General features: G+C 52.1%; 22 protein-coding genes. 2 read left to right on the plus strand and 20 right to left on the minus strand.

The features are described 5' to 3' along the window. Positions 1-71: 71 nt before the first annotated feature. From KP014_RS19055 to yneA, 14 genes are all read right to left on the minus strand, one after another. Entirely contained in the window at positions 72-1,139 is a 1,068-nt protein-coding gene (locus KP014_RS19055) for a 23S rRNA (cytidine(2498)-2'-O)-methyltransferase RlmM (protein ID WP_036599633.1), read from the minus strand. Then, on the minus strand, positions 1,136-1,918 hold the full coding sequence (locus KP014_RS19060; RefSeq protein WP_036599630.1) for an ABC transporter ATP-binding protein: 783 nt from the start codon (positions 1,916-1,918) through the stop codon (positions 1,136-1,138). The genes KP014_RS19055 and KP014_RS19060 overlap by 4 nt, the downstream gene beginning before the upstream one ends. Positions 1,919-1,920: 2 nt before the next feature. Continuing rightward, positions 1,921-2,232: a thioredoxin domain-containing protein gene (locus KP014_RS19065; protein ID WP_246590552.1), complete on the minus strand. Its 312-nt coding sequence runs from the start codon at positions 2,230-2,232 to the stop codon at positions 1,921-1,923. Positions 2,233-2,237: 5 nt separating this feature from the next. Next, positions 2,238-2,591 carry a cyclic-phosphate processing receiver domain-containing protein gene (locus KP014_RS19070; RefSeq protein WP_343223007.1) on the minus strand — a complete coding sequence of 118 codons (354 nt, stop codon included), beginning with the start codon at positions 2,589-2,591 and terminating at the stop codon, positions 2,238-2,240. Between the two features lie 15 nt (positions 2,592-2,606). Continuing rightward, positions 2,607-3,458, minus strand: coding sequence for a deoxyribonuclease IV (locus tag KP014_RS19075; RefSeq protein WP_051500384.1), 852 nt, complete (start codon positions 3,456-3,458; stop codon positions 2,607-2,609). After that, positions 3,448-4,263: an Fpg/Nei family DNA glycosylase gene (locus KP014_RS19080; protein ID WP_090833729.1), complete on the minus strand. Its 816-nt coding sequence runs from the start codon at positions 4,261-4,263 to the stop codon at positions 3,448-3,450. Before KP014_RS19080 ends, KP014_RS19075 begins: the two co-directional genes overlap by 11 nt. 40 nt (positions 4,264-4,303) lie before the next feature. Continuing rightward, positions 4,304-5,095 carry a TIGR01457 family HAD-type hydrolase gene (locus tag KP014_RS19085; protein ID WP_175491738.1) on the minus strand — a complete coding sequence of 264 codons (792 nt, stop codon included), beginning with the start codon at positions 5,093-5,095 and terminating at the stop codon, positions 4,304-4,306. A gap of 171 nt (positions 5,096-5,266) precedes the next feature. Next, the gene (gene rnz / locus KP014_RS19090; protein ID WP_036595833.1) at positions 5,267-6,202 is read right to left on the minus strand and encodes a ribonuclease Z; all 936 of its coding nucleotides are present in this window, start codon (positions 6,200-6,202) and stop codon (positions 5,267-5,269) included. A gap of 130 nt (positions 6,203-6,332) precedes the next feature. After that, the gene (gene metH / locus KP014_RS19095) at positions 6,333-9,770 is read right to left on the minus strand and encodes a methionine synthase (protein ID WP_090833730.1); all 3,438 of its coding nucleotides are present in this window, start codon (positions 9,768-9,770) and stop codon (positions 6,333-6,335) included. Positions 9,771-9,887: 117 nt separating this feature from the next. Further along, positions 9,888-10,307, minus strand: a complete 420-nt coding sequence (locus KP014_RS19100) for a FixH family protein (RefSeq protein WP_036591820.1) — start codon at positions 10,305-10,307, stop codon at positions 9,888-9,890. A 232-nt stretch (positions 10,308-10,539) separates the two neighbouring features. Next, positions 10,540-11,325 (minus strand): HAD family hydrolase, encoded by a 786-nt coding sequence (locus tag KP014_RS19105; RefSeq protein WP_036591818.1) that lies wholly within the window; start codon positions 11,323-11,325, stop codon positions 10,540-10,542. 44 nt (positions 11,326-11,369) lie between these two features. Continuing rightward, complete coding sequence (locus KP014_RS19110) at positions 11,370-11,894, minus strand: hypothetical protein (RefSeq protein WP_036591817.1); 525 nt, start codon at positions 11,892-11,894, stop codon at positions 11,370-11,372. Between the two features lie 54 nt (positions 11,895-11,948). Beyond that, positions 11,949-12,158, minus strand: a complete 210-nt coding sequence (locus KP014_RS19115; RefSeq protein WP_036591814.1) for a DUF896 domain-containing protein — start codon at positions 12,156-12,158, stop codon at positions 11,949-11,951. Positions 12,159-12,392: 234 nt separating this feature from the next. Then, positions 12,393-12,809 carry a cell division suppressor protein YneA gene (gene yneA / locus KP014_RS19120; protein ID WP_051499649.1) on the minus strand — a complete coding sequence of 139 codons (417 nt, stop codon included), beginning with the start codon at positions 12,807-12,809 and terminating at the stop codon, positions 12,393-12,395. Positions 12,810-12,985: 176 nt separating this feature from the next. Here yneA and lexA point away from each other — a divergent pair, with 176 nt between their 5' ends. Further along, positions 12,986-13,612 carry a transcriptional repressor LexA gene (lexA, locus tag KP014_RS19125; protein WP_036591813.1) on the plus strand — a complete coding sequence of 209 codons (627 nt, stop codon included), beginning with the start codon at positions 12,986-12,988 and terminating at the stop codon, positions 13,610-13,612. A 156-nt stretch (positions 13,613-13,768) separates the two neighbouring features. Further along, on the plus strand, positions 13,769-14,107 hold the full coding sequence (locus tag KP014_RS19130) for a L,D-transpeptidase (protein WP_036591810.1): 339 nt from the start codon (positions 13,769-13,771) through the stop codon (positions 14,105-14,107). Positions 14,108-14,170: 63 nt separating this feature from the next. On the opposite strand, the gene KP014_RS19135 is transcribed toward KP014_RS19130, so the two are convergent. The 6 genes from KP014_RS19135 to hflX form a co-directional block, all read right to left on the minus strand. After that, positions 14,171-14,737: a spore coat protein gene (locus KP014_RS19135; RefSeq protein WP_036591807.1), complete on the minus strand. Its 567-nt coding sequence runs from the start codon at positions 14,735-14,737 to the stop codon at positions 14,171-14,173. 161 nt (positions 14,738-14,898) lie between these two features. Next, positions 14,899-15,417 (minus strand): DUF3231 family protein, encoded by a 519-nt coding sequence (locus tag KP014_RS19140; protein ID WP_036591805.1) that lies wholly within the window; start codon positions 15,415-15,417, stop codon positions 14,899-14,901. A gap of 395 nt (positions 15,418-15,812) precedes the next feature. Then, positions 15,813-17,141 (minus strand): type I glutamate--ammonia ligase, encoded by a 1,329-nt coding sequence (gene glnA, locus KP014_RS19145; protein WP_036591803.1) that lies wholly within the window; start codon positions 17,139-17,141, stop codon positions 15,813-15,815. Positions 17,142-17,171: 30 nt separating this feature from the next. Continuing rightward, positions 17,172-17,582: a MerR family transcriptional regulator gene (locus KP014_RS19150; RefSeq protein WP_019910684.1), complete on the minus strand. Its 411-nt coding sequence runs from the start codon at positions 17,580-17,582 to the stop codon at positions 17,172-17,174. A 105-nt stretch (positions 17,583-17,687) separates the two neighbouring features. Next, positions 17,688-18,941 carry a methionine gamma-lyase family protein gene (locus KP014_RS19155; protein ID WP_036591799.1) on the minus strand — a complete coding sequence of 418 codons (1,254 nt, stop codon included), beginning with the start codon at positions 18,939-18,941 and terminating at the stop codon, positions 17,688-17,690. A 157-nt stretch (positions 18,942-19,098) separates the two neighbouring features. Beyond that, positions 19,099-20,397, minus strand: coding sequence for a GTPase HflX (gene hflX / locus KP014_RS19160; RefSeq protein ID WP_036591796.1), 1,299 nt, complete (start codon positions 20,395-20,397; stop codon positions 19,099-19,101). Between the last annotated feature and the right edge of the window lie 103 nt (positions 20,398-20,500).

Here is a 20,500-nt window from a genome sequence, read left to right on the forward strand (position 1 = left end):
GCCGTAAGCCGCATCTTTAGCGGTTCACTTCGGCGGGATGCTTTCCCAGAACTATCATATAGGACATGCCATTAATATTTAATCATATAAAGTGTTATTTCGTCCCGATTATGAAACAGCTGCTTGGCCCGCTGAATTTGCATTCGCTCGGCTTCAAACATAGCTGTAATCTCTTTGATCAGAGCCAGCGGCTTCTTATACATCAGCTTCAAGGTGACGACCGCGGTTCCTCCGGGTGCCAGGCTGTACAGCAGTCCAGTCACCAGCTTGGCCATCAGCTTCGGACTCCAGCTCATGTCGCAGACGAGCAGATCAAATTCATTCTCTTTGAATTTGACCTCTCCGGCATTTTTGCGCAGCACTTTTAGGGCGGGATTATCCTTTAGCGATTCATGCATGCGCGCCGGATCGACGGCTGTCACCGCCAGGCCCCGTTCCAGCAGGAACGACGTCCAGCCGCCGGGCGCCGCCCCGATATCGAGCGCTCGCCGGAAGCTGCCGAATGGAATGCCGAATTCCTTCTCCGCTTCCATCAGCTTGAACTTCGCCCGTGAAATTTGGCCGTCCTCGCGGCGGAAACGGATCGCTCCGCCGTTCCAATCGCTTAAATTGTCCTCGGGACGGGAAGCCCCAGCGTACAGCGCGTTCGAGGCCGCATAGACCGAGACGATCCATGCCGGACTCTGCACGGTAAATTCGGCTGCGACGCCTTCAAGCTTGGCCTGCAGCCATTCACGCAGCTCGCCCGGACTTTCGCGCCAGAACGAATCATCGGTCTTGCGCACCTGTATGGCAATCCGCTCCCCTTGGAGCTCACTTCGGCGGCTCAAATAAACCGCCAGCCGCTCCAGCGCTTCGCTTCCGCCTTCGTCCTGCAGCTGGACCGGCTGAATATGGCGCAGAAATATTGGCGGGTTCTCCTCAAGACGCCTCGCGACTTCTTCCGGCTCCGCCTGAAGCGTAGCCAAGAAGATTTCTCCTGGCAGCAGCAGCGTACTCTTGACCGAGCCGAACTGGCGCCGCAGTTCCTCCTGGGCATAGGGGGCAAAGCCGTGATTGGCGGTGCAAATGTATCTTGAAACCGTCTCGCTTACCGAAGGAGACGGACTTTGTTCTAAGTTGGGGTTAAGCTCGTTCAAATGGATGAACCTCCACGTTTTATTTTTATCCAGGGACGCTCTTCCTCCCATTCGATCTCCACGGGAAGCTCATAGGCGGCAAGCATCATCTCTCCGGTCAGCACTTCTTTCTTCGGTCCCGCCCCGGCCAGCCTGCCTTCACGGATCAGCGCTACGTGTGTAAACAGCGGCACAATCTCCTCGACATGATGCGTGACATACACGACGGTTACCTCCCGGCGGTTCAGCTTGTCCACCTCAGCCAGCATTTTTTCCCGTTCATAAAGATCCAGTCCCGCGCAGGGCTCATCCATAATGAGCAGCTTCGGGTCCGCCATCAGGCAGCGCGCCAGCATCGCCTTCTTGCGTTCTCCCTGCGACAGCGTGCCGAAGGTATGATTAGCCAGACGGCCCATATTCATGTCTTCCAAAAGCGCAATCGCCTTGGCCTTAATCTCACCGGGAATCTGCTGATAAAAGCGCAGGTAGGCGTATGCCCCGGTGGCCACCACCTCCCAGACGGGATCACGGAGCGTCAGCTTCTCCATTAGCGAAGGCCCAATGTAGCCGATTTCCTTGCGCACTTCGCGCAAATCAACCTGGCCGTAGGTGTGGCCGAGCACCTTGACCGTGCCGCTGCTTGGGAACAGATAGCCGGTCATCATCTCCAATAAGGTCGTCTTGCCCGAACCGTTGCGTCCGAGGATCACCCAATTCTCGCCCTCTTTAATATCCAGAGATACTTCGTCCAGAATTAGGCTCTGCTCCCTGCGCAGGGTAATATGCTGTAAAGAAATCATTATCAATTCACGCTCCTTATGTATTCCAGCACACGCTCCACCGAATATAACGCATAATGAATGCGCGGCGGACGGCCTCGGTCTGCGTCAAATACAAGCAGCGCCGGAACGCTGGCAATACGGTACTGCCACACGATGCTTGGGAGAAGATTAACATTGCCGGAAACAAGCGCATAATCCCGGGGAAGCAGATGTTCAGCGACATCCATCATGCGGCGGGCGACTTTGCATGTACCGCAGAGCGGCGTCTCCAGGAAGACGGCAAGGTGTGTCCCGCTGCGGCCGATCGCCTCCAGCAGTTCGTGTTCATTCATTTCCTTCATGATCCAAAAGCTCCCGAAGCCATCTCGCGAAGCTTCTCCTCCGGCATCGGCCCGTAATGGACCGCCGTTTCTTCGGGTCTTGCCGGGTATAGGAGCTCGAACATTTCTTTTCTTCCCGGCGCACTCGAGGTATGCAGATAAATCTCCCTGGGGAACAGCGCTTCAAGAACAATGGTTTTGGCTACGTATCCCCCGGTTTCGTCTTCCGGACCCATATCATAGTCGAGAGAGAGGACGCCGACCTCGCATTCGCGAAGCAGCAGCAGACATTCCTCCGTCGTCCGGGCAAGCGTAAATCCCTGGGGAACCCGCCTGTAATCGTCCATAAACACATGGATCATTTCGTTCATCGCCTCTTTTTTCGCTTACGCTTCAAACCATGACAGAACCGCTGCAATTTCATCTTTGTGCGTGCCGTCCGTTCCCTTTTCGGTCTCCAATATCGCCGGTTTGCCAAGCAGCGGCTCCGATATCAGCAGCTCCTTCAGTCCTTTTTCGCCGATTTGGCCTCTGCCCACCCCGGCATGCCTGTCCCTCTTGGAGGAAAAAGGATACCGGGAATCGTTGAGATGAACGGCAGCCAAATGCGGCCAGTAATCCAGCTTGAAGCCCGACTCCAGCAAATCGCCGCTGCGCTCAGGATTCCATATGCCTGCCGCAAAGGCGTGGCATGTATCGAAGCAAAACCCGATTTTTTCAGGGAACCAGCTCAGCTCGCGGATCTTGACCAGCTCCTCCAGCGTCGTTCCCTCGAAACCGCCGTTTCCCGCCTGGTTCTCAATCAGCAGCTTGGCCGTCCCTGTCCAAGACTGAAGCGTTTCATTTATACATTGTATAATATTTTGATAGCCTTGTAACGGCGGCAGCTTCTGAAAATGCCCAAAATGCACGACGATCCCCAGCGATCCGCAGGCTTCTGCGATCTCTAAATCGTTAAGCAGCGACCGAACCATCACTTCCCTGCTTGGTTCATCCGTATCTCCGGCGGCGAGATTTGTGGGGTAGGGCGTATGGGCGATAGACAGCATTTCTTTTTCCCGGCAAAAAGACACGCACTCTCCCGCATCCCTTGTATCCACGACCTTAAGCTGCAAGCTCCGGGGATTTTTCGGAAAATATTGAAAACAGCCCGCGCCGCTCTTCCATGCCGCTCTTGCAGCCTGAGCGTAACCGCCCCGTATGCTGACATGCGCCCCGATGTAGGGCTTAGCGTTCATGCTGACAATCCGGACAGTAGAAGACCTTGCGGCTGGACAATTCCGTCTTGACGATCGTTCCCCCGCAGCGTTCACAGGTCTCGCCACCCCGGTCGTATACCTTGCATCGGTCATTATAGCCGCCCGTGACCGTATCTCCGGTCATAAAAGGCATCTCCATGTAGCCCCCGAAGTCTGCCGCCTCGCTCAGCACCTTGCGAACCGCACCGTACAAACGGGTTATCGATTCCGGCGGCAGCCCCTGAACGGGAGCTGATGGCAGCAGAGCCGCTTCGTAGGCGATTTCGTCGGCATAGCAGTTGCCGATTCCGGCAAACACCTGCTGGTTCACCAGCAGGCTTTTGAGCGCCCCGCGCCTGCCCTTCAGCAGTTCGGCAAACCGATCTTCGTTCATCCGCCGGTCCAGCAGCTCGGGACCCAGCTTGGCGAGGGCCGCCTCTGTCTCCTTGACGGATAATAGATGCAGGTAGCCAAGGCGCAAGCCTATAAAATACAATATCCGGTCGCCGAAGGCGATCTCCACCTGCGTGCTGCGGTCCGGACGTTCTTCCTCCGTTCCGTAGAACAGCAGCCCTCCAAGCATTAGATGCAGCAGCAGCCGGCGGCCGTCATGCAGATGGAACACCAGATGCTTACCTCTACGTTCCACAAAAACTATGCGTGCGCCGACAAGTCTCTCGACGAACACTTCCGGCTCCACATTTATCGATTTCTCCCTATTAACCGTCACTCCGGTGATCGGCAAATTGACGATATGCTTCGAGAGCAGCCTGCGGTAGTTCTCCATTTCCGGAAATTCCGGCATAATTCATCGTCCTCTCCTATTGTGAAATGCAGCTCTGCCATTATACACCAAGCAGGGCGCGCAGATCAGCCAGATTACTGCAAATAAAGTCCGGAGATACCCCGGTCCACTCCTTGTACTGCTCCAGATTGTCTTTCGTCGTCACACCGGTCAGCGTAAGCACTGTCCGGCAGCCGGCATTCGCTCCCGCGGCAATATCCGTTCTCATGTTGTCGCCGACAACGATGGTGTCTTTGGGATCAATGCCCAGCCGCAATGTTGCGTAACTCATTAGATGGCGGTGCGGCTTGCCGATGATAACCGGCTTTACACCGCTTGCGGCTTCGATCGCCGCCCCCAGTGTGCCCGCTCCGGGCATCATACCGTCGTCGGAGGGCAGCATCAAGTCCGGATTGGTTAGCACAAAGGCCGCTCCTCCGGTGATCCAGCGCGCCGCACGGGTTAGAGAATCATATGTAAAAGAACGGTCAATGCCTTGGACAACGTACTGCGGCGAATCGGTTACGATATGGAGACCCGCTTCTTCGCATGCGCGGTGCAGCCCTTCTTCCCCAAGTATCGCCACTGCCGCCCCGGGTGATTCTTCGGCGATATATCTTGCCGCCGCCAGCGAAGAAGTGCAGACTTCTTGCTCCTGCGCTTCAATCCCCATCGCGCTGAGATGAGCGGCGACATTTGCCGGCGTTCGTGACGAGTTATTGGTTACGAACAGAAACGGGATTCCTTTTCCTCTAAGTCCGGCAATCAATTTATCCGCTCCCGGAATCATGATGCCGCCGTGATAAAGTGTACCGTCCAGATCCAGAAGCAGGCCTTGGATATTATCGATCATTTCTCCTCATTCCTCCTCACTATATCATTAATAAAACATCAAATTTGAGACATTATTCTCCATGCTTTTGCGCGTGAAGTACAACTAAAAGTCGAACGGCATCGAACTGGCGGCAGCTTCAGCAATTGATGACGGTTCTGTGTCGCTTCCTGCGCTTTCCCGGAAAATAATTTAATTTCCCTTCTTTCGCTCCACCGGAAACAGCCGAAATTCCTCGGCCAGCTGCGTGTCCGGGAATATGGCGCGCGCCTCTTCCAGCAGCGGACCAAGCTCTTCCAATGAGCTGTATCTTGAGCTGAAATGCGTAAGAATCAGTTGACGGGCCTTTGCCTCCTTCGCGATTTCAGCCGCTTGAACCGTCGTACTGTGATGGTATTCCCGGGCCATTTTGGCCAGCTCATGGGCAAAGGTTGCTTCATGGATCAGCAAATCGGCTTCTCTCGCGAGCGGAATGGAATTATCGCAGGGTCTGGTGTCTCCAAGAACGGTTACGATCCTGCCGCGTTTTGGTTCGCTGAGAACGTCGGCGGCGGCAATCGTTATTCCCTGTTCCGTGGTCACATCCATGCCGCTCTTCAGCACACCGTATAGAGGCCCCGGCCTAAGACCGTAACCCTTGAGAAGCTCGATGTTAAGACTGCCGGGACGGTCCTTCTCCGTGACACGGTAGCCATAGCTGTCAATCCGGTGCTCCAGAAGTGCCGATTCCACCTTGAAATGCTCATCCTCAAAAAGAAGCCCGCCATTATGCTCGACCACTTCAAGCTTGTAGGGAATCCGCGATTGGCTGACGGACAGTGAAATATCCAGAAAAGCCTTGAGTCCCGGCGGACCGTATACGCTTAGAGGGGCGGTCCCTCCCTGATATCCCCTGCTGCTGATCAGCCCGGGGAGTCCAAAGAGATGATCGCCGTGAAGGTGGGTTATGAACAGCTTCTCCAGCTTGCCAAGCCGCAGCGGCGAACGGAGAATCTGATGCTGTGTTCCCTCTCCGCAGTCGAACATCCAGAAGCTTCGGCGCTCCTCAAGCAGCCGCAGGACGACTGAGGTTACATTTCGCTGCACAGTGGGGATCCCCGCGTTGGTGCCCAAAAAATAAATCTCCATCTCTATCCTCCTTCCTTTGTATGATCTTGTTCTTCCAAATGAACCCTAGCGATCTTCCAGCAAAAAGCCTCCCGTAACCGGGAGGCTGGCATAACGGGAAGTTCCCTTAATTGCTATTCTGTCCAAAAGCTCAGGCTTTCTCAACATTAAAATACTGCGCTTCAGGATGGGCGAAGACCATCGCGGACACGGATGCCTCAGGCTCCATCATAAATCCTTCCGTCAATTGGACTCCAATGTCCTCTGGCGACATCAGCTTAAACAGCGGCCCTTGATCCTCCAGATCCGGGCAGGCCGGATAGCCGAAGGAGACGCGGATGCCCTGATAACGGGCGCCATGTCTCTGCTTCATCGTCATATCCGCAGGGTCTGGGAAGCCCCAGGTATCCCGCATCATATGATGGACACGTTCGGCCAGCCCTTCCGCGATCTCAAGAGCAAGCGCCTGCAGCGCATGGGAGCGAAGATAGTCGCCCTTATTCTTCAGTTCCTCGGACTGTTCCCGGATTCCTTGTCCCGCCGTCACCACGAGGAAACCAACATAATCCATAATTCCGCTGTCCACCGGCTTCAAAAAGTCGGACAGGCAGAGATAAGGCTCAACCTGCTGGCGTGGAAAAGTAAAGGTGTGCAGTACCTTCCCTGTGTCCTGCGGATCGTAGATCAGGATATCGTTGCCTCTTGATTGAGCCGGGAAGAAGCGGTACATCGCATGCGGTCTGATTGTTCCGTTCACCGTCGCTTCAAGCAGCAGCCCGTCCACCGTCTCTTTCAATTCGACTGCCCGAGGCTCGCCAGCGGCCAGCTGCGCTTCGACCGATCCTCTAAGCCCCAAATGATGCCCAAGCAGCATTTGCATGTTCACATAAGGAATGACATGGCCGAGCGGATAATTGCGGAGCACATGCCGCTCCAGGTCCGGCGGGATATAGACCGGCGCATCCTGCGAAATATTCGAGCGTACCGCTCTCGTAAGCTGGGGAAGCTCCTGCTTCGGCGGAGCAGCCGCAGCGGCCTCGTTCTCCTCCCGCATTTCCTCGGCCATCTTGGCCCGTTCCTGCGGATTCATCAGCTTGTTGGCAAGATCAAGACCATCCATGGCATCTTTGGCGTACAGCACAAGTCCGTCGTATTCCGGACGTATACGCGTCTTGGTGAACTTCCGGGTCAGAGCTGCGCCGCCGACCATAATCGGCACGTCAATGCCCGCCGTGCGCAAATCCTGCGCTGTCAGGACCATCTGCTGTGCCGATTTAACGAGTAGCCCGGACAGGCCGATGGCATCGGCTTTTTCCCGGCGAAACGCTTCGATGATCGTCTCTGGAGGTACTTTTATACCCAAGTTGATGATTTGATAACCATTGTTGGAAAGGATGATCTCGACCAGGTTTTTGCCAATATCATGCACATCTCCCTTGACGGTGGCGAGCAGAATCTTGCCCTTGACCGAGGTCTCGTTCTTCTCCATGAACTGCTCCAGATGGGCCACAGACGCCTTCATCACTTCAGCGCTTTGCAGCACCTCCGCCACGATGAGTTCATTATTGTTGAACAGCCGTCCGACCTCGGACATCCCGCTCATGAGCGGTCCGTTAATAATCTCAAGCGCGCCATATTTGTTCAGCGCCTCGTCAAGATCGGGAATCAGCCCCTCTTTGCTACCCTCGACCACATAGGAAGCCAGGCGCTCTTCCAGCGTCAGATTGGAAATTTTCTCTTTCTTCTCGACCTTCTTGCCACGGAAAGCGGCGACAAAATCGGCAAGCGTCTTATCATTGGTGTTGTAAATGAGTTCTTCGGCCAAGCGGCGCTCTTCCTCAGGAATCGAAGCGTACCGCTCCACCTTCTCCGTATTGACGATCGCGTAATCCAGCCCCGCCTTCGTGCACTCGTAGAGGAAGACCGAATTCAGCACCTCCCGGCCCGCCTCCGGCAGCCCGAACGACACGTTGCTGATTCCAAGCACGGTATGAACGCCTGGCAGAGCTTCCTTTATAAGGCGGATACCGTCGATCGTCTCCTTGGCCGAGCCGATATACTGTTCATCCCCGGTTCCAACAGGAAATACCAGCGTATCGAATATCAAGTCCTCGGGCGCCAAGCCATACTTGTTCACCAAAAGATCATAGGAACGCTTGGCAACCGCGAGCTTGTCCTCCGACTTGATTGCCTGGCCGCTCTCGTCGATGGTTCCGACGACAACCGCCGCGCCGTATTTGTGAATGAGCGGAGTGACGTGCTCGAATTTTTCTTCACCATCTTCAAGATTAATGGAGTTAATGATCGCTTTTCCCTGGCTGTACTGCAAAGCCAGGTCAATCACCTTCGGATCGGTCGTATCGATCATAAGCGGCACCTTGACCTTCTTCACGACCAACTCCAGGAATTGTTGCATATCCTCCGCTTCATCACGATCGGGGTCCTGAACGCATACATCCACGACCTGCGCTCCGCTCTTCACCTGGGCGCGCGCAATTTCCGAGGCCTCTTCGTACTTGCCTTCGACAATGAGCCGCTTGAATTTGCGCGAGCCGAGTACGTTGGTCCGCTCGCCAATCATATACGGCCGGTTATCTTGTTCAATGTACACGGGCTCAATACCGGACAATGCCGGGGAATGGCTTCCGTGCAGAGGACGTGGCGGATATTCCGCCAGCATATCTGCCATCGCCCGGATATGCGCCGGCGTCGTGCCGCAGCAGCCGCCAGCAATGTTGAGCCAGCCCTTCTCAGCGAAAGCTGCGACCTTGCGGGCCAGCGACTCCGGCGACTCATGGTAGCTGCCGTTCTCATCCGGCAGACCCGCATTCGGATAGCAACTGACCGCCGTGCTGGCTATCGCGGACAAAGAACGGATATGGTCGCGCATGAATTCCGGTCCGGTCGCACAGTTAAGACCGACTGAGATTGGCTTCAAATGCTCCAAAGAGATATAGAAGGCCTCAATATTCTGACCGGCCAGCGTCGTGCCCATCGGCTCAATCGTGCCTGATATCATAATCGGGAGGGTGACTCCGGTCTTCTCAAAAGCGTTTCGGATGCCGATGCTGCCAGCTTTTACATTCAGGGTATCCTGTGATGTTTCGAGCAGCAGGGCATCCACGCCGCCTTCGATCAGGGCAATCGCCTGCTCCTCATAGCTTTCCGTCAGTTGGCTGAACGTTAATCCGCCCGTAACGGACAGCGTCTTGGTGGTCGGCCCCATTGCGCCCACCACATAACGCGGACGGTCCGGGGAATCGTACTTATCGACAGCTTCCCTGGCGATCGCCGCTGCGACGAGGTTGATTTCGCGCGCTCTTTGAGGAATATCATAATCCGCAAGCACGACCGAGGTCGCCCCGAACGTGTTCGTTTCAATCAGATCGGCTCCGGCTTCCAGGTAAGCTTCATGAATATTTCGAATAACTTCGGGTCTGGTCAGCACGAGCATCTCGTTGCAGCCCTCAAGCTCATCCCCGCCAAAATCCTCCCCGGTCAGAGGAACCTGCTGTATCATAGTGCCCATGGCACCGTCAAAAATCAGAATGCGCTGCTCCAGCGCCTCTGCAAGTGTAGGTTTAGCCACTTTCCAATCCCTCCAGTAAAACTTTAGAGTAAGTTTAGCAGAATAAGGGGAATTCGGAAAGTCTCCCGTCTCACTCCTGCAATCTTGTCTTATTTCCAGCCGGTTACCCGGCATTGACTACGGCTCTACGGTCAATGATTTTGTCGGCATCGAGTGCTGCGTTCGCGCAGTTACATGCGAGGTCACACTATAGCTTCCCGCCTCTGCCAGCATCCCTTCAGCCGTATAATTCCCTTCGCCGACCGGCTTCCCTGTTAGCTCAAGTTTTTTTGCCGCATCAGCAGTATTTACAATTTCAAACCGTACTTCCTTGGCATCGTCCACTGGCTCGCCACCCTGAGTCACTCTGGCTTCAAAGGTGATTTCTTGATTAACCGTCGCCGCTGGCGGACTCCACGAGAGCTCGACCTTGATCGGCTCCATTGACATCTTTGACATATTCATACCGGAATGATTGTTTTTCCCAGAAGAACAGCCTGTGAGTGCTCCGGCAATTAACAGGAACAATAGAACCCATTTTGCGAATGGTCTCAGCATATGCAGCCCTCCCGGATAGCCTCTGAGTCGTACGGTTTGTTGATTACATCTTACGTTATTCTTACGTTAAGTCTGCCTCTCTTATTATACATGGAATGACCGTCTTTGGTAGCCAATGATACGCCGTTTTCTATAGAAATGAGATATTTGTCACACATTCGGTTTAATATTCCATATAAAAGACCGATACCCTGTCATGCAGGATACCGGTCACGAAAAGAATGATATAAGGTTAGAGACTTTGAACCAAAGGAAGCAGCTCCGACAAATGCTTGATTTCATAATGAGGGGTAATTTCCGGGTCGGATGGTTTGCCGGTGCGATTGATCCATACCGTAGTAAGTCCTGCAGCCAAACCGCCGCGAATGTCAGTCGTAAGCTTGTCTCCGACCATAATTCCCTGCTCTGGTGCAATATCCAGGCGCTTCAGCGCATGCTCAAAAATCGCCACGTCCGGCTTGCCCTTCCCAAATGTCCCGGAAATGACAATATGATCAAAGAAAGGAATCAGCTCAGGTACGCCATCCAGCTTCTCCTGCTGTAGGGCCGGACAGCCGTTGGTCAGCAGCAGCAGCTTTACCTGCCCGCGAAGCGCAGCCAGAACTTCCAGCGTCTCTTCATACATGTAAGGACGGCTGCGGCGTTCCGAGGCAAAGCGCGCAGCAAGTGTCTCCGCCAGGCTCTCATCGTCTATTCCCACAGCCGCAAGTCCGCGGCGCCAGGATTCCTTCCGGTAATTTGGAGCAAGCTCCTCCAGCTTCCGGAACTGCTCTTGCTCTCCGGCTGTAAAATTCGCCCACAGCGCTTCAAACGGGTTAATTCCGATCATCTGCGTAAAAGGAAAGGTCTCGTAAGACTCATAGAGAATTCTCGCCTCCCGTCTGACCGCAGCTTCCAATTCCTTCGGGTCCACGGCTTCGCCCGCCGCTTTGCAGGCGTATTCAAAAGCTTCCTCAATGCTTCGCTCATCCCATAGAAGAGTATCATCCAAATCAAACAGTACGGCGGCTATCGGCATTCCTTTACTCCCTCTCTATAATAAACTTGCAATTGCTGTTCAATCTATTCGCGCTCCACCGGAATATGGTTTATCTGACCAAAACGTTCCATCCGCTCGCCCATAACAGCCGTGTCGTAGCGGTTAATCAACCGGGAGAAAATCCAATGCCCCCGTTTAGCTTTGGGCTTAATGCTAATGGAGCGGCGGGATATGATAATTTTCTCAATGTCCGTTGCTTCCAGGAACCTTTGGCGGTTAAATTTGAAAGTGGATACCCGTGCGCGTTCAACTTTCAAATAAGGACGACGGAAAAAGATCATTGCCGCCAGTGCAAAATAAAGCACGACGCCAACCCAATTCATTACCAGGCTGTTTTGATTCGCAGAAGATGTATCGAACTGGCCGATGATCCAATAAAGAGCCCCCAGTGCCGCAAGCAGTACAGGGAAAACAATATTGCGTCCCTTGTAGACGTCGGTTTGGCCGGCCTTGGATGAAGAATTGATGGAATCCTTACCCTCTTTTTTTCTTCTCTTGTTGATCTGCTGCGTGTTGCGTTGAACCATTCTTTCCCAAGAACGGGCCATTTCATTTCCCCCTAGTCTTCCTGAAATATCTATGAAAAGACGGCTTCGGCTTGATTAATGAAGGTTTCTGTTGCCGTCTCGTTCATTTCCTTTGTCATCCACAATTTCAATCGACTCCAATTGAGCGCGGAAATTGCGGCGTACATTGCCAAGGTATATCTCCCGAAGCTTGGCGCGTTCAGCCAATTCCTCTTCATTAAGTCCGACGCTCTTTTGCTTGCGCGCCAGCTCATTAATGCGATTAACCAGTTCATCTATGTTCATGATCTTTCCTCCTAATTAGTGCATGATTATTGTTCATATCGGCGTTAGCTGTAAGTTAACGGAACCGGTAGAACAGCTCTAAATTCATTCTAACTTTGCCATGAGAAAAAGAGCTTGTCAAGGCGACTCCCCTGAAAGCTCATTTGTACTGCAATAGACCTGACATCCTTCTATACTGTTATTTCAGCACTTTGCTATATTTGCTTCAAAGCACTAAAGGATTTATTCAAATGCTCATTTGTATATGGGAATTGACAATATATCTCCAGCCTGAATATCGGAACCGTTCAAATTATTATGTCGTTTAATAGCATCAACATATACGATAGTTTTCATATCGGAAGATTTATTCTTAAGAGCTATACTCCAAAGTGTATCGCCGGGCTCCACTACAATCCGCTTCTCCTGCTGCAGCGAAGATGCCGAACTGGCAAACACCTGGCTTACCACGGTAAATCCTGAAATAATTAGAAGGAGCACAATCATCAGCTTAAAAACTGCTTGCTGTTTCAATACGATACGGGCTTTCTTGATGAGCGCTTTAGTGTTAATTACAGATGGGTTCATATGGTCAGAAACAGAACTCCGGCACGCCGAGGCTGCCCCCGGTGTCTCATTATAAATGCTGTGGTATGTACTATATTTCAACATCTATCATCAACCTCCAAACACTTGTTCTTACTTGTAAAATTAATATAGCACGAACATGTGTTTCGATCAAGAGGTTTTTCGAACGATTGTTCCCTTTTATTTTAGAACTTATGTTTGTGCGAACGGCAGTTCTATGTTATAATTTTCCCAAACATTACTAGATGGGGTGTATTCCAATGTCAAAGATTTCGAGTCGCCAGCTGGCGATCCTGGAATTTATACGTAACGAAGTTCGCAGCAAGGGGTATCCGCCTTCCGTCCGGGAAATTGGAGAAGCGGTCGGCCTGGCATCCAGTTCTACCGTACACGGGCATCTTGACCGACTGGAGAAGAAAGGGCTTATCCGCCGTGATCCCACGAAACCGCGTGCTATTGAACTGCTGGGTCAGGAAGACTCCGAAAATGTCCATCAGTTCGTACAGACCGTTGCCCGAGTGCCGGTTGTTGGCAAGGTGACTGCGGGTGTACCTATCACAGCTACAGAGAATATTGAAGATTATTTCCCCCTTCCCACCCATTACGTTGGAGATAACAAGGTCTTCATGCTTTCCGTTATGGGCGACAGCATGATCGAAGCCGGCATCATGAACGGAGATTACGTCATAGTCCGCCAGCAGCAGACCGCCGATAACGGTGATATCGTGGTCGCTATGACGGAAGACGATGAAGCCACCGTCAAGACCTTCTATAAGGAGCGCGATCATATTCGCCTGCAGCCTGAAAATCCGGCCTATGAGCCGCTCCGGCTTAACCGAGTGAGTATTTTGGGTAAGGTAATTGGATTGTTCCGAGACATCCATTAATAGCTGTGCACATTTGAAAGGCGGCCCCGCTTACCGGGTCCGCCCTTTTTACGTATATTACTGCATAGCTTATTGCGCATCACTTCGATATTCAGCGAAATTCGAACGGCATATGCACTCCCTGCATATTTTATACCGTAAAGGAGTGCTGATCATATGCCTAATTATCGGATCATTGTCGATTTATCCCAGCGCATGCTGTATCTTCTGGATAACGATAAAGTCGTTCGGGGCTTCCCCGTAGGGATCGGAAAAATGCTGACCCAGACACCCGAGGGCGAATATACTATCGTTAATAAGCAGGCAAATCCAGGCGGACCATTCGGTGCATTCTGGATGGGACTTTCCAAGCCCCATTACGGCATTCATGGAACCAATAATCCCGCGTCTATCGGTCATCAGGTTTCGCACGGATGCATCCGGATGCATAATGCCGCCGTTCTCGAGCTGGCCCGGATCGTCCCGCTTCATACGAGGGTTACCATCCGGCAATAATTTTTAATAGAACTGCTGATACGGCGGTTCTATTATGGATGAAAAATGGACATCCTCTTGGTATTAATTATACAATTTGCCCGGCTGTTGCTCCGGAACGGATTGATAAATCTGCTGCATGGCATTTATCGCTTCGTTGGAAGCCATAATTACGGGATACTCTCCCTTACGGGCCATGTACTGCCATACTTCAAATGCCTGATGAGAACACATCCGGAAGGCATCCTCCAGAAAAGTGCGCAGCTGAGGCGTGGAGCATTCAAATGCGGAATAGGCATACTCGCGTCCGGCGCGCTTTAAGGTTAGCAAATATGAAGTTGCAATTGCGCGGTCATCCAACTGTTGAAGCTGAACTTTGGGCTCGAGCGGCGGGTACTGGCTTGTAGACATGGAGATTCCGGTGCTCATCTGAAGGGCAGGAACATTCAGTGTATCCTGCGAGAATGACTGGTTCGCAAATTCCACCTTCATATTGTAATCCTGCACATGGACCGCGTAATGACGGGCGATCATATCTTTGAGTTCAGGGTCTTTCGCCTGACTCAGAAACAACGCCATATTCTGAATTGAGTTCGTACAGCTAAGCAGAAGTTCATTTAATTCGTGGGCTTCATGTGAGCCTAATGGCATAAAAAACATCTCCTTTTTCAGGGTAGATAAATTTACTTTTGAATGGACAGATCGAGGGCTTTCTACCCGTAACGTTAGAGGCAGTCGTCATCAAATCAACAGGCAATGAAACTAGTGTACTTCAATAAAAAGATGGGATTCTGGAACGGGAATATTCATTTTTAAGCTTTAACCAGCTCAGGCCGCTTCACTTGCAGAGGGGGAGGAATAAGCCAACCCTTTTCCTTGTTCATTTTTAAAATTCGAGCACCCAGGGCCGCTTTGGTGAGATGGTATTTGGCGAATAAAGCGCCAATATCTTCTCTGATGCTTTGTCCCATTATTTGACTGCAAGCGACTAATCCGGCTGCATTATCTGCAGCAATTTTTGCGGCAATTTCAGGATCTGTAAATCTTGCACCGACAGGAATATCCTCGAGTTTAGTGTGAGATCTTTCAGGCATAACCGGGCCGGTAGCAATTCCGTTATCCAAAAGCAATTTATCACATTCGCTAATTTCCAGCTCTGCCTGATCGATAAGATCGCCCAGTATTTTCTTTAAGTCTTTATCTCCGGCGTGATTTAAATATGCCCGATAAAAAGATACTGTACCCTTCGCTACCATAGAACTCTGCCATACACTATAAATCTCACCATAATGCATGGGTTCATCCTTTGAGTTACCACTTAAAATTCCCATTAAGAATCCTCCCTTTTCTTTAATATCATACCTTCGTTATTATGCTCGGTAATTCAAAAATAAATGTAATGCAGCTTTTGGATCTTAATTCTTCTAATTTAAACGGAAATAGTAATTGTTTCATCTGAAAGCCAGGGGTGATAAAGAAGGCAGCATTTGCTATGTAGAGGGGGCAAAGCCATAAAGAAACAGGCAAGGGAGATTTTCTGGTGTGCGGAAGGAAATGCTCTTGAGGCCATCTGTTACTACGAACTGTTGAGGTTATTTGAGAAGTTGAGGTTATTTGAGAACTAATGGAATCATAGGGATCAACATTTTCTGCAACGAACAGGAAATCAACATTTCCATAAAATCGAAAAAGCCCCCGGCGCTTACAGCGCTAAGGGCTTCGTGTGTTAGTACAGCGTGATGTATTGGTTTCTTTCCCAGTCATGAACCTGTGTGCGATAGATATCCCACTCGATTTCCTTCAGTTCATAGAAATGGGCCAGAGCATGCTCCCCAAGAGCGTCAGTGATTACGGGATTGCGGATCAGTTCACCTAACGCTTCCTTAAGATCCGCTGGCAGACTCGGGATGCCTTCCTCGATCCGCTCTTCTTCAGACATAATGTAGATGTTGCGGTCAATAGGAGCAGGAAGGTCAAGCTGCCGCTTGATGCCATCCAGACCTGCTTTCAGCATAACCGCCAACGCGAGGTAAGGATTGGCTGCCGGGTCCGGGTTCCGGACTTCAATGCGCGTGCTGAGTCCTCTGGAAGCCGGAATACGGATCATCGGGCTGCGGTTGCTAGCCGACCAGGCAACATAGCAAGGGGCTTCATATCCTGGAACCAGGCGCTTGTACGAGTTCACCGTAGGGTTCGTGATTGCGGCAAGCGCACGCGCATGCTTCAGCAGGCCTGCCATATAGCTGCGCGCAGTATCGCTGAGACCAAGCTCATCTTTTTCTTCGTAGAAGGTGTTCTCGCTGCCTTTAAACAGCGATTGGTGGCAGTGCATACCCGAGCCGTTCATACCGAACATAGGCTTAGGCATAAATGTGGCATGCAGCCCATGCTGGCGGGCTACCGTCTTCACTACCAGCTTGAACGTCTGGATCTGGTCGGCTGCCTTGATCGCATCAGCATACTTAAAGTCGATTTCATGCTGGCCATACGCGACCTCATGGTGTGAAGCTTCGATTTCGAAGCCCATCTCTTCCAGTGTTAATACGATTTCGCGACGGCAGTTCTCTCCGAGGTCCATCGGAGCAAGGTCGAAATAGCCGCCTTGATCGTTAAGTTCCATTGTCGGATTACCCTTCTCATCGGTCTGGAACAGGAAAAATTCAGGTTCCGGTCCAACGTTCATGGAAGTAAAGCCCATTTCTTTCGCTTCTTTAAGACAGCGTTTCAAAATACCGCGCGGATCACCGGCAAACGGAGTTCCGTCTGGCATATAGACATCACAAATAAGACGCGCAACGCGGTCTTCGGCCACCCATGGAAAGATTACCCAAGTGTCGAGATCGGGATATAAATACATATCGGATTCTTCGATGCGGACATAGCCTTCGATGGAAGAGCCATCAAACATCATTTTGTTCTCCAGAGCCTTCTCCAGTTGGCTGACGGGAATTTCCACATTCTTAACCGTACCGAGCAGATCGGTAAACTGGAGACGAATGAACCGGACATTCTCTTCCTTGGCAATGCGCAAAATATCTTCTTTAGAAAAGCTCACTATACCCTCTCCCTTTCGCGCTTCTGTATATTATTTATTGAAAAACCGGGATAACTCCCCTTGAATGAGAGATACTTGTCCCGGCCTTTTTCCGGAAACCAACTCCTGCTTGAGCAGCCTGTGGAGCTGGGAATCGGACAGCTCGCGCCGCCGGACCTCCGTATCGGGGGTAATGACGGTAGCTTCTTCGGATTCCTTGGAGACCGGGTTCATAACCTGCTTGATACCGGCAATATTAACCCCTTTTTCAATCAAAGCCTTGATTTCCAGCAAGCGCTCCACATCGTTAAAAGAGAATAATCGCTGGTTGCCCGAGGTACGCGCCGGAACAATCAGACTATGCTGTTCATAATAGCGGATTTGCCGTGCCGACAAATCGGTAAGTTTCATTACAATTCCAATAGGAAATAACGCCATATTTCTGCGGATTTCATCACCCATGACTCATCCAACCTTCCAATGATCTTTTTCTCATCTCATTGTACATTTCCGGCTATGACGTGTCAATGGTATGTAAGATATACTCACAACATTAATAATTTCTACCTACAGTAATTTGCGATCCCGCATACTCTGCAGCGCCATCAGCACACCGTATTTGACATGCGAATAGGTCAATCCTCCCTGCATATATCCGATGTATGGAGCTCGAATCGGAGCGTCTGCAGACAGCTCCAGGCTGCCTCCCTGAATGAAAGTTCCCGCCGCCATAATGACCGGATGCTCATAGCCAGGCATGTCCCAAGGCTCAGGCACGGCATGGCTGTCTACGGCAGCGGCCCGTTGTATTCCCTGGACGAATGCGATCAAATGCTCGGGTCCGTCAAAAGAAATAGCCTGTATAAGATCGGTCCGCTGCTCCTGCCATGCAGGCTTGGTGCGAAACCCGCAGCGTTCAAAAACGGCGGCAGCGAAGATGCTTCCTTTTAGGGCTTGTCCGACCGTGTGAGGAGCCATGAACAGTCCCTGATAAAGCCCACGGGTCGTCCCCAGCATTGCCCCGACTTCGCCGCCGATGCCCGGCGCCGTGAGCCGGTAAGCCGCAAGTTCTACCAGATCCTTTCTGCCGCATATATATCCTCCCGTCTCGGCGATCCCGCCTCCTGGGTTTTTGATCAGGGAGCCGGCCATCAGATCGACGCCGACCTGGGTTGGCTCTATTTCCTCGGTAAACTCCCCGTAGCAGTTATCGACAAAAACGACAGCTTCCGGCGCTATTTCCTTGACTTTGGCCGTCATCTCCCCGATCTGTTTCACCGTAAAAGAAGAGCGCCAGTCATAGCCGCGGGACCGCTGGATCCCGATCACCTTCGTCGCTGGCGTCAAAGCCCTCGCAACCTCCGCCCAGTCAACTTCTCCTTCTTCGGTAAGCGCCGTTTCCCGGTAGGTTATGCCGAAGTCCGCAAGAGAGCCTGTCCCGTCTCCCGGCTTGCCGATCACCTTATGCAAAGTATCGTAAGGCCGCCCGGTGATGTACAGCAGCTCGTCCCTCGGCCGGAGCACGCCAAAAAGCGCAGTGGAAATCGTATGCGTTCCCGAAGCGAAATGAGGCCGCACAAGTGCGGCTTCCGCACCGAATACATCCGCATATACTAGATCCAGCACCTCCCGTCCCCTGTCATTATAGGCGTAGCCCGTTGAACCGGCAAAGTGGAAGTCGCTGACTTGGTGCCTTTGAAAAGCTTCGATGACTTTCCACTGATTTAGATCCACTATCCGGTCAAGAGTTCTGACCGCCTCCTGAATCTCGGCCTCCGCCGCTTCCGCCGCTTGTAAAATATCTTCTGAAAACACTGCCATTTACGTCCGTCTCTCCTTACATACACTTCCCATGATCATAACAGTAAGCGGCAGAAGGCTGTCGCTTATAAAACTGCAAAATAGGATGCTATTGTTAATTAAGTGATAATATCCCTGGGGATTGGCTAATTATAGCTTCCCTGCTAATTTCGAGCTATTAGTCCCGGCCTGCCTGATCCACGAACTCGGCCAGCATATAGCCCCATTTTTCATAATCGTCCTTGTTCACCCGTACGCTGTAGAGGATATCGTTCTCCTCGAAGGACTGATCCAGCACATCGCCAACTCGATACAGGAGGGAAGTCAAATCGCCCCGGCTGGACGGAATCCGGAAGCTTAACGTATCACCGGCCAGCTCGTTCTGGATGGTATCCGCAATACGGGCCAGATCCTCCGGATTAAAGGCACTGACCTTCATAAAGCCCGGACCCCCGGGCAGCATCTCAAGCTGCTCCGGCCGGCAAAGATCGCTCTTGTTGAACAGAACAACCTGCGGCTTCTCTGCCGCGCCAAGGTCTTCCAATATGGATTCCACAACCTCCATCTGATCTTCCCGCATCGGGGAAGAGGCATCGACTACGTGCAGCACCAAATTGGCCTCGTTAACCTCTTCAAGCGTCGCCCGGAATGAGGCAACCAGATCATGCGGAAGATTCTGGATAAAGCCAACTGTGTCTGTCAGCACAATGCTTTTTCCGCCCGGCAGCTCGAGCAGCCGGGATGTCGGGTCCAGTGTAGCGAACAGCTGGTTCTCGATGTACACGTCCGCATCGGTCAGCTGCTTGAGCAGTGTGGATTTGCCGGCATTCGTATAGCCGACGAGAGCCACCTGCACCACTCCGCTCTTGCGCCGCCGCTCGCGGTGAAGACTCCGCGTCTTCACCACTTCATCAAGCTGGCGCTTCAGCTCACCGATCCGGTCCCGGATATGCCGGCGGTCCGTCTCCAGCTTGCTCTCGCCAGGTCCTCTTGTACCTATGCCGCCACCCAGACGGGACAGGTTCTTACCATGTCCCGACAGGCGCGGCAGCAGGTAAGACAACTGGGCCAGTTCCACCTGGATAATGCCCTCACGGGTCTTCGCCCGGCCGGCAAAGATATCCAGAATGAGCTGTGTGCGGTCAATGATCTTCAGGTCGAGGGCTTCCTCCAGGTTTCGCACCTGGGCGCCCGACAGCTCCTGATCGAAAATCGCCGTATTGGCGCCCAGTCCATCCGCAGCCATTCGAAGCTCCTCGACCTTGCCTTTGCCGATGAACCATTTGGAATCCGGCGTTTCCTTATTCTGGCGCAGCACTTCAAGCACTTCAACGCCGGCGGTTTCCGCCAGCTGCACCAGCTCCTGAAGTGAATATTCGGGATCAATCCCGGTCCGTTTGACCTCATCGGTCACAAGGCTTACCAGAATCGCCCGGTCCTGTATTTCTGTATTTGTCTCATGCGTCGTAGTCGCCATATGCATTCTCCTTTTGCGGAATATAAGAACTTATGTGCTGTGCGCACTTCTATCATTGTCCTTATATTTTTTACGAGAAACGGCTGCCCTTATAACGATACTA

Origin of the sequence: Paenibacillus sophorae, from assembly GCF_018966525.1 — a bacterium.
GTDB classification, from domain to species: Bacteria; Bacillota; Bacilli; order Paenibacillales; family Paenibacillaceae; genus Paenibacillus_AQ; species Paenibacillus_AQ sophorae.

What these genes read in the sequence shown, in the direction of transcription:
- rnz (WP_036595833.1), bottom strand. Translation starts at nt 6,202, where the DNA reads ATGGAGATTTATTTTTTGGGCACCAACGCGGGGATCCCCACTGTGCAG.
- KP014_RS19085 (WP_175491738.1), bottom strand. Translation starts at nt 5,095, where the DNA reads ATGATCGATAATATCCAAGGCCTGCTTCTGGATCTGGACGGTACACTT.
- yneA (WP_051499649.1), bottom strand. Translation starts at nt 12,809, where the DNA reads ATGTTGAAATATAGTACATACCACAGCATTTATAATGAGACACCGGGG.
- KP014_RS19115 (WP_036591814.1), bottom strand. Translation starts at nt 12,158, where the DNA reads ATGAACATAGATGAACTGGTTAATCGCATTAATGAGCTGGCGCGCAAG.
- KP014_RS19150 (WP_019910684.1), bottom strand. Translation starts at nt 17,582, where the DNA reads ATGGGTGATGAAATCCGCAGAAATATGGCGTTATTTCCTATTGGAATT.
- KP014_RS19140 (WP_036591805.1), bottom strand. Translation starts at nt 15,417, where the DNA reads ATGGGAATTTTAAGTGGTAACTCAAAGGATGAACCCATGCATTATGGT.
- KP014_RS19100 (WP_036591820.1), bottom strand. Translation starts at nt 10,307, where the DNA reads ATGCTGAGACCATTCGCAAAATGGGTTCTATTGTTCCTGTTAATTGCC.
- KP014_RS19155 (WP_036591799.1), bottom strand. Translation starts at nt 18,941, where the DNA reads ATGGCAGTGTTTTCAGAAGATATTTTACAAGCGGCGGAAGCGGCGGAG.
- KP014_RS19080 (WP_090833729.1), bottom strand. Translation starts at nt 4,263, where the DNA reads ATGCCGGAATTTCCGGAAATGGAGAACTACCGCAGGCTGCTCTCGAAG.
- KP014_RS19075 (WP_051500384.1), bottom strand. Translation starts at nt 3,458, where the DNA reads ATGAACGCTAAGCCCTACATCGGGGCGCATGTCAGCATACGGGGCGGT.
- KP014_RS19065 (WP_246590552.1), bottom strand. Translation starts at nt 2,232, where the DNA reads ATGAATGAACACGAACTGCTGGAGGCGATCGGCCGCAGCGGGACACAC.
- KP014_RS19110 (WP_036591817.1), bottom strand. Translation starts at nt 11,894, where the DNA reads ATGGCCCGTTCTTGGGAAAGAATGGTTCAACGCAACACGCAGCAGATC.
- KP014_RS19060 (WP_036599630.1), bottom strand. Translation starts at nt 1,918, where the DNA reads ATGATTTCTTTACAGCATATTACCCTGCGCAGGGAGCAGAGCCTAATT.
- KP014_RS19130 (WP_036591810.1), top strand. Translation starts at nt 13,769, where the DNA reads ATGCCTAATTATCGGATCATTGTCGATTTATCCCAGCGCATGCTGTAT.
- KP014_RS19135 (WP_036591807.1), bottom strand. Translation starts at nt 14,737, where the DNA reads ATGCCATTAGGCTCACATGAAGCCCACGAATTAAATGAACTTCTGCTT.
- KP014_RS19105 (WP_036591818.1), bottom strand. Translation starts at nt 11,325, where the DNA reads ATGCCGATAGCCGCCGTACTGTTTGATTTGGATGATACTCTTCTATGG.
- hflX (WP_036591796.1), bottom strand. Translation starts at nt 20,397, where the DNA reads ATGGCGACTACGACGCATGAGACAAATACAGAAATACAGGACCGGGCG.
- lexA (WP_036591813.1), top strand. Translation starts at nt 12,986, where the DNA reads ATGTCAAAGATTTCGAGTCGCCAGCTGGCGATCCTGGAATTTATACGT.
- KP014_RS19070 (WP_343223007.1), bottom strand. Translation starts at nt 2,591, where the DNA reads ATGAACGAAATGATCCATGTGTTTATGGACGATTACAGGCGGGTTCCC.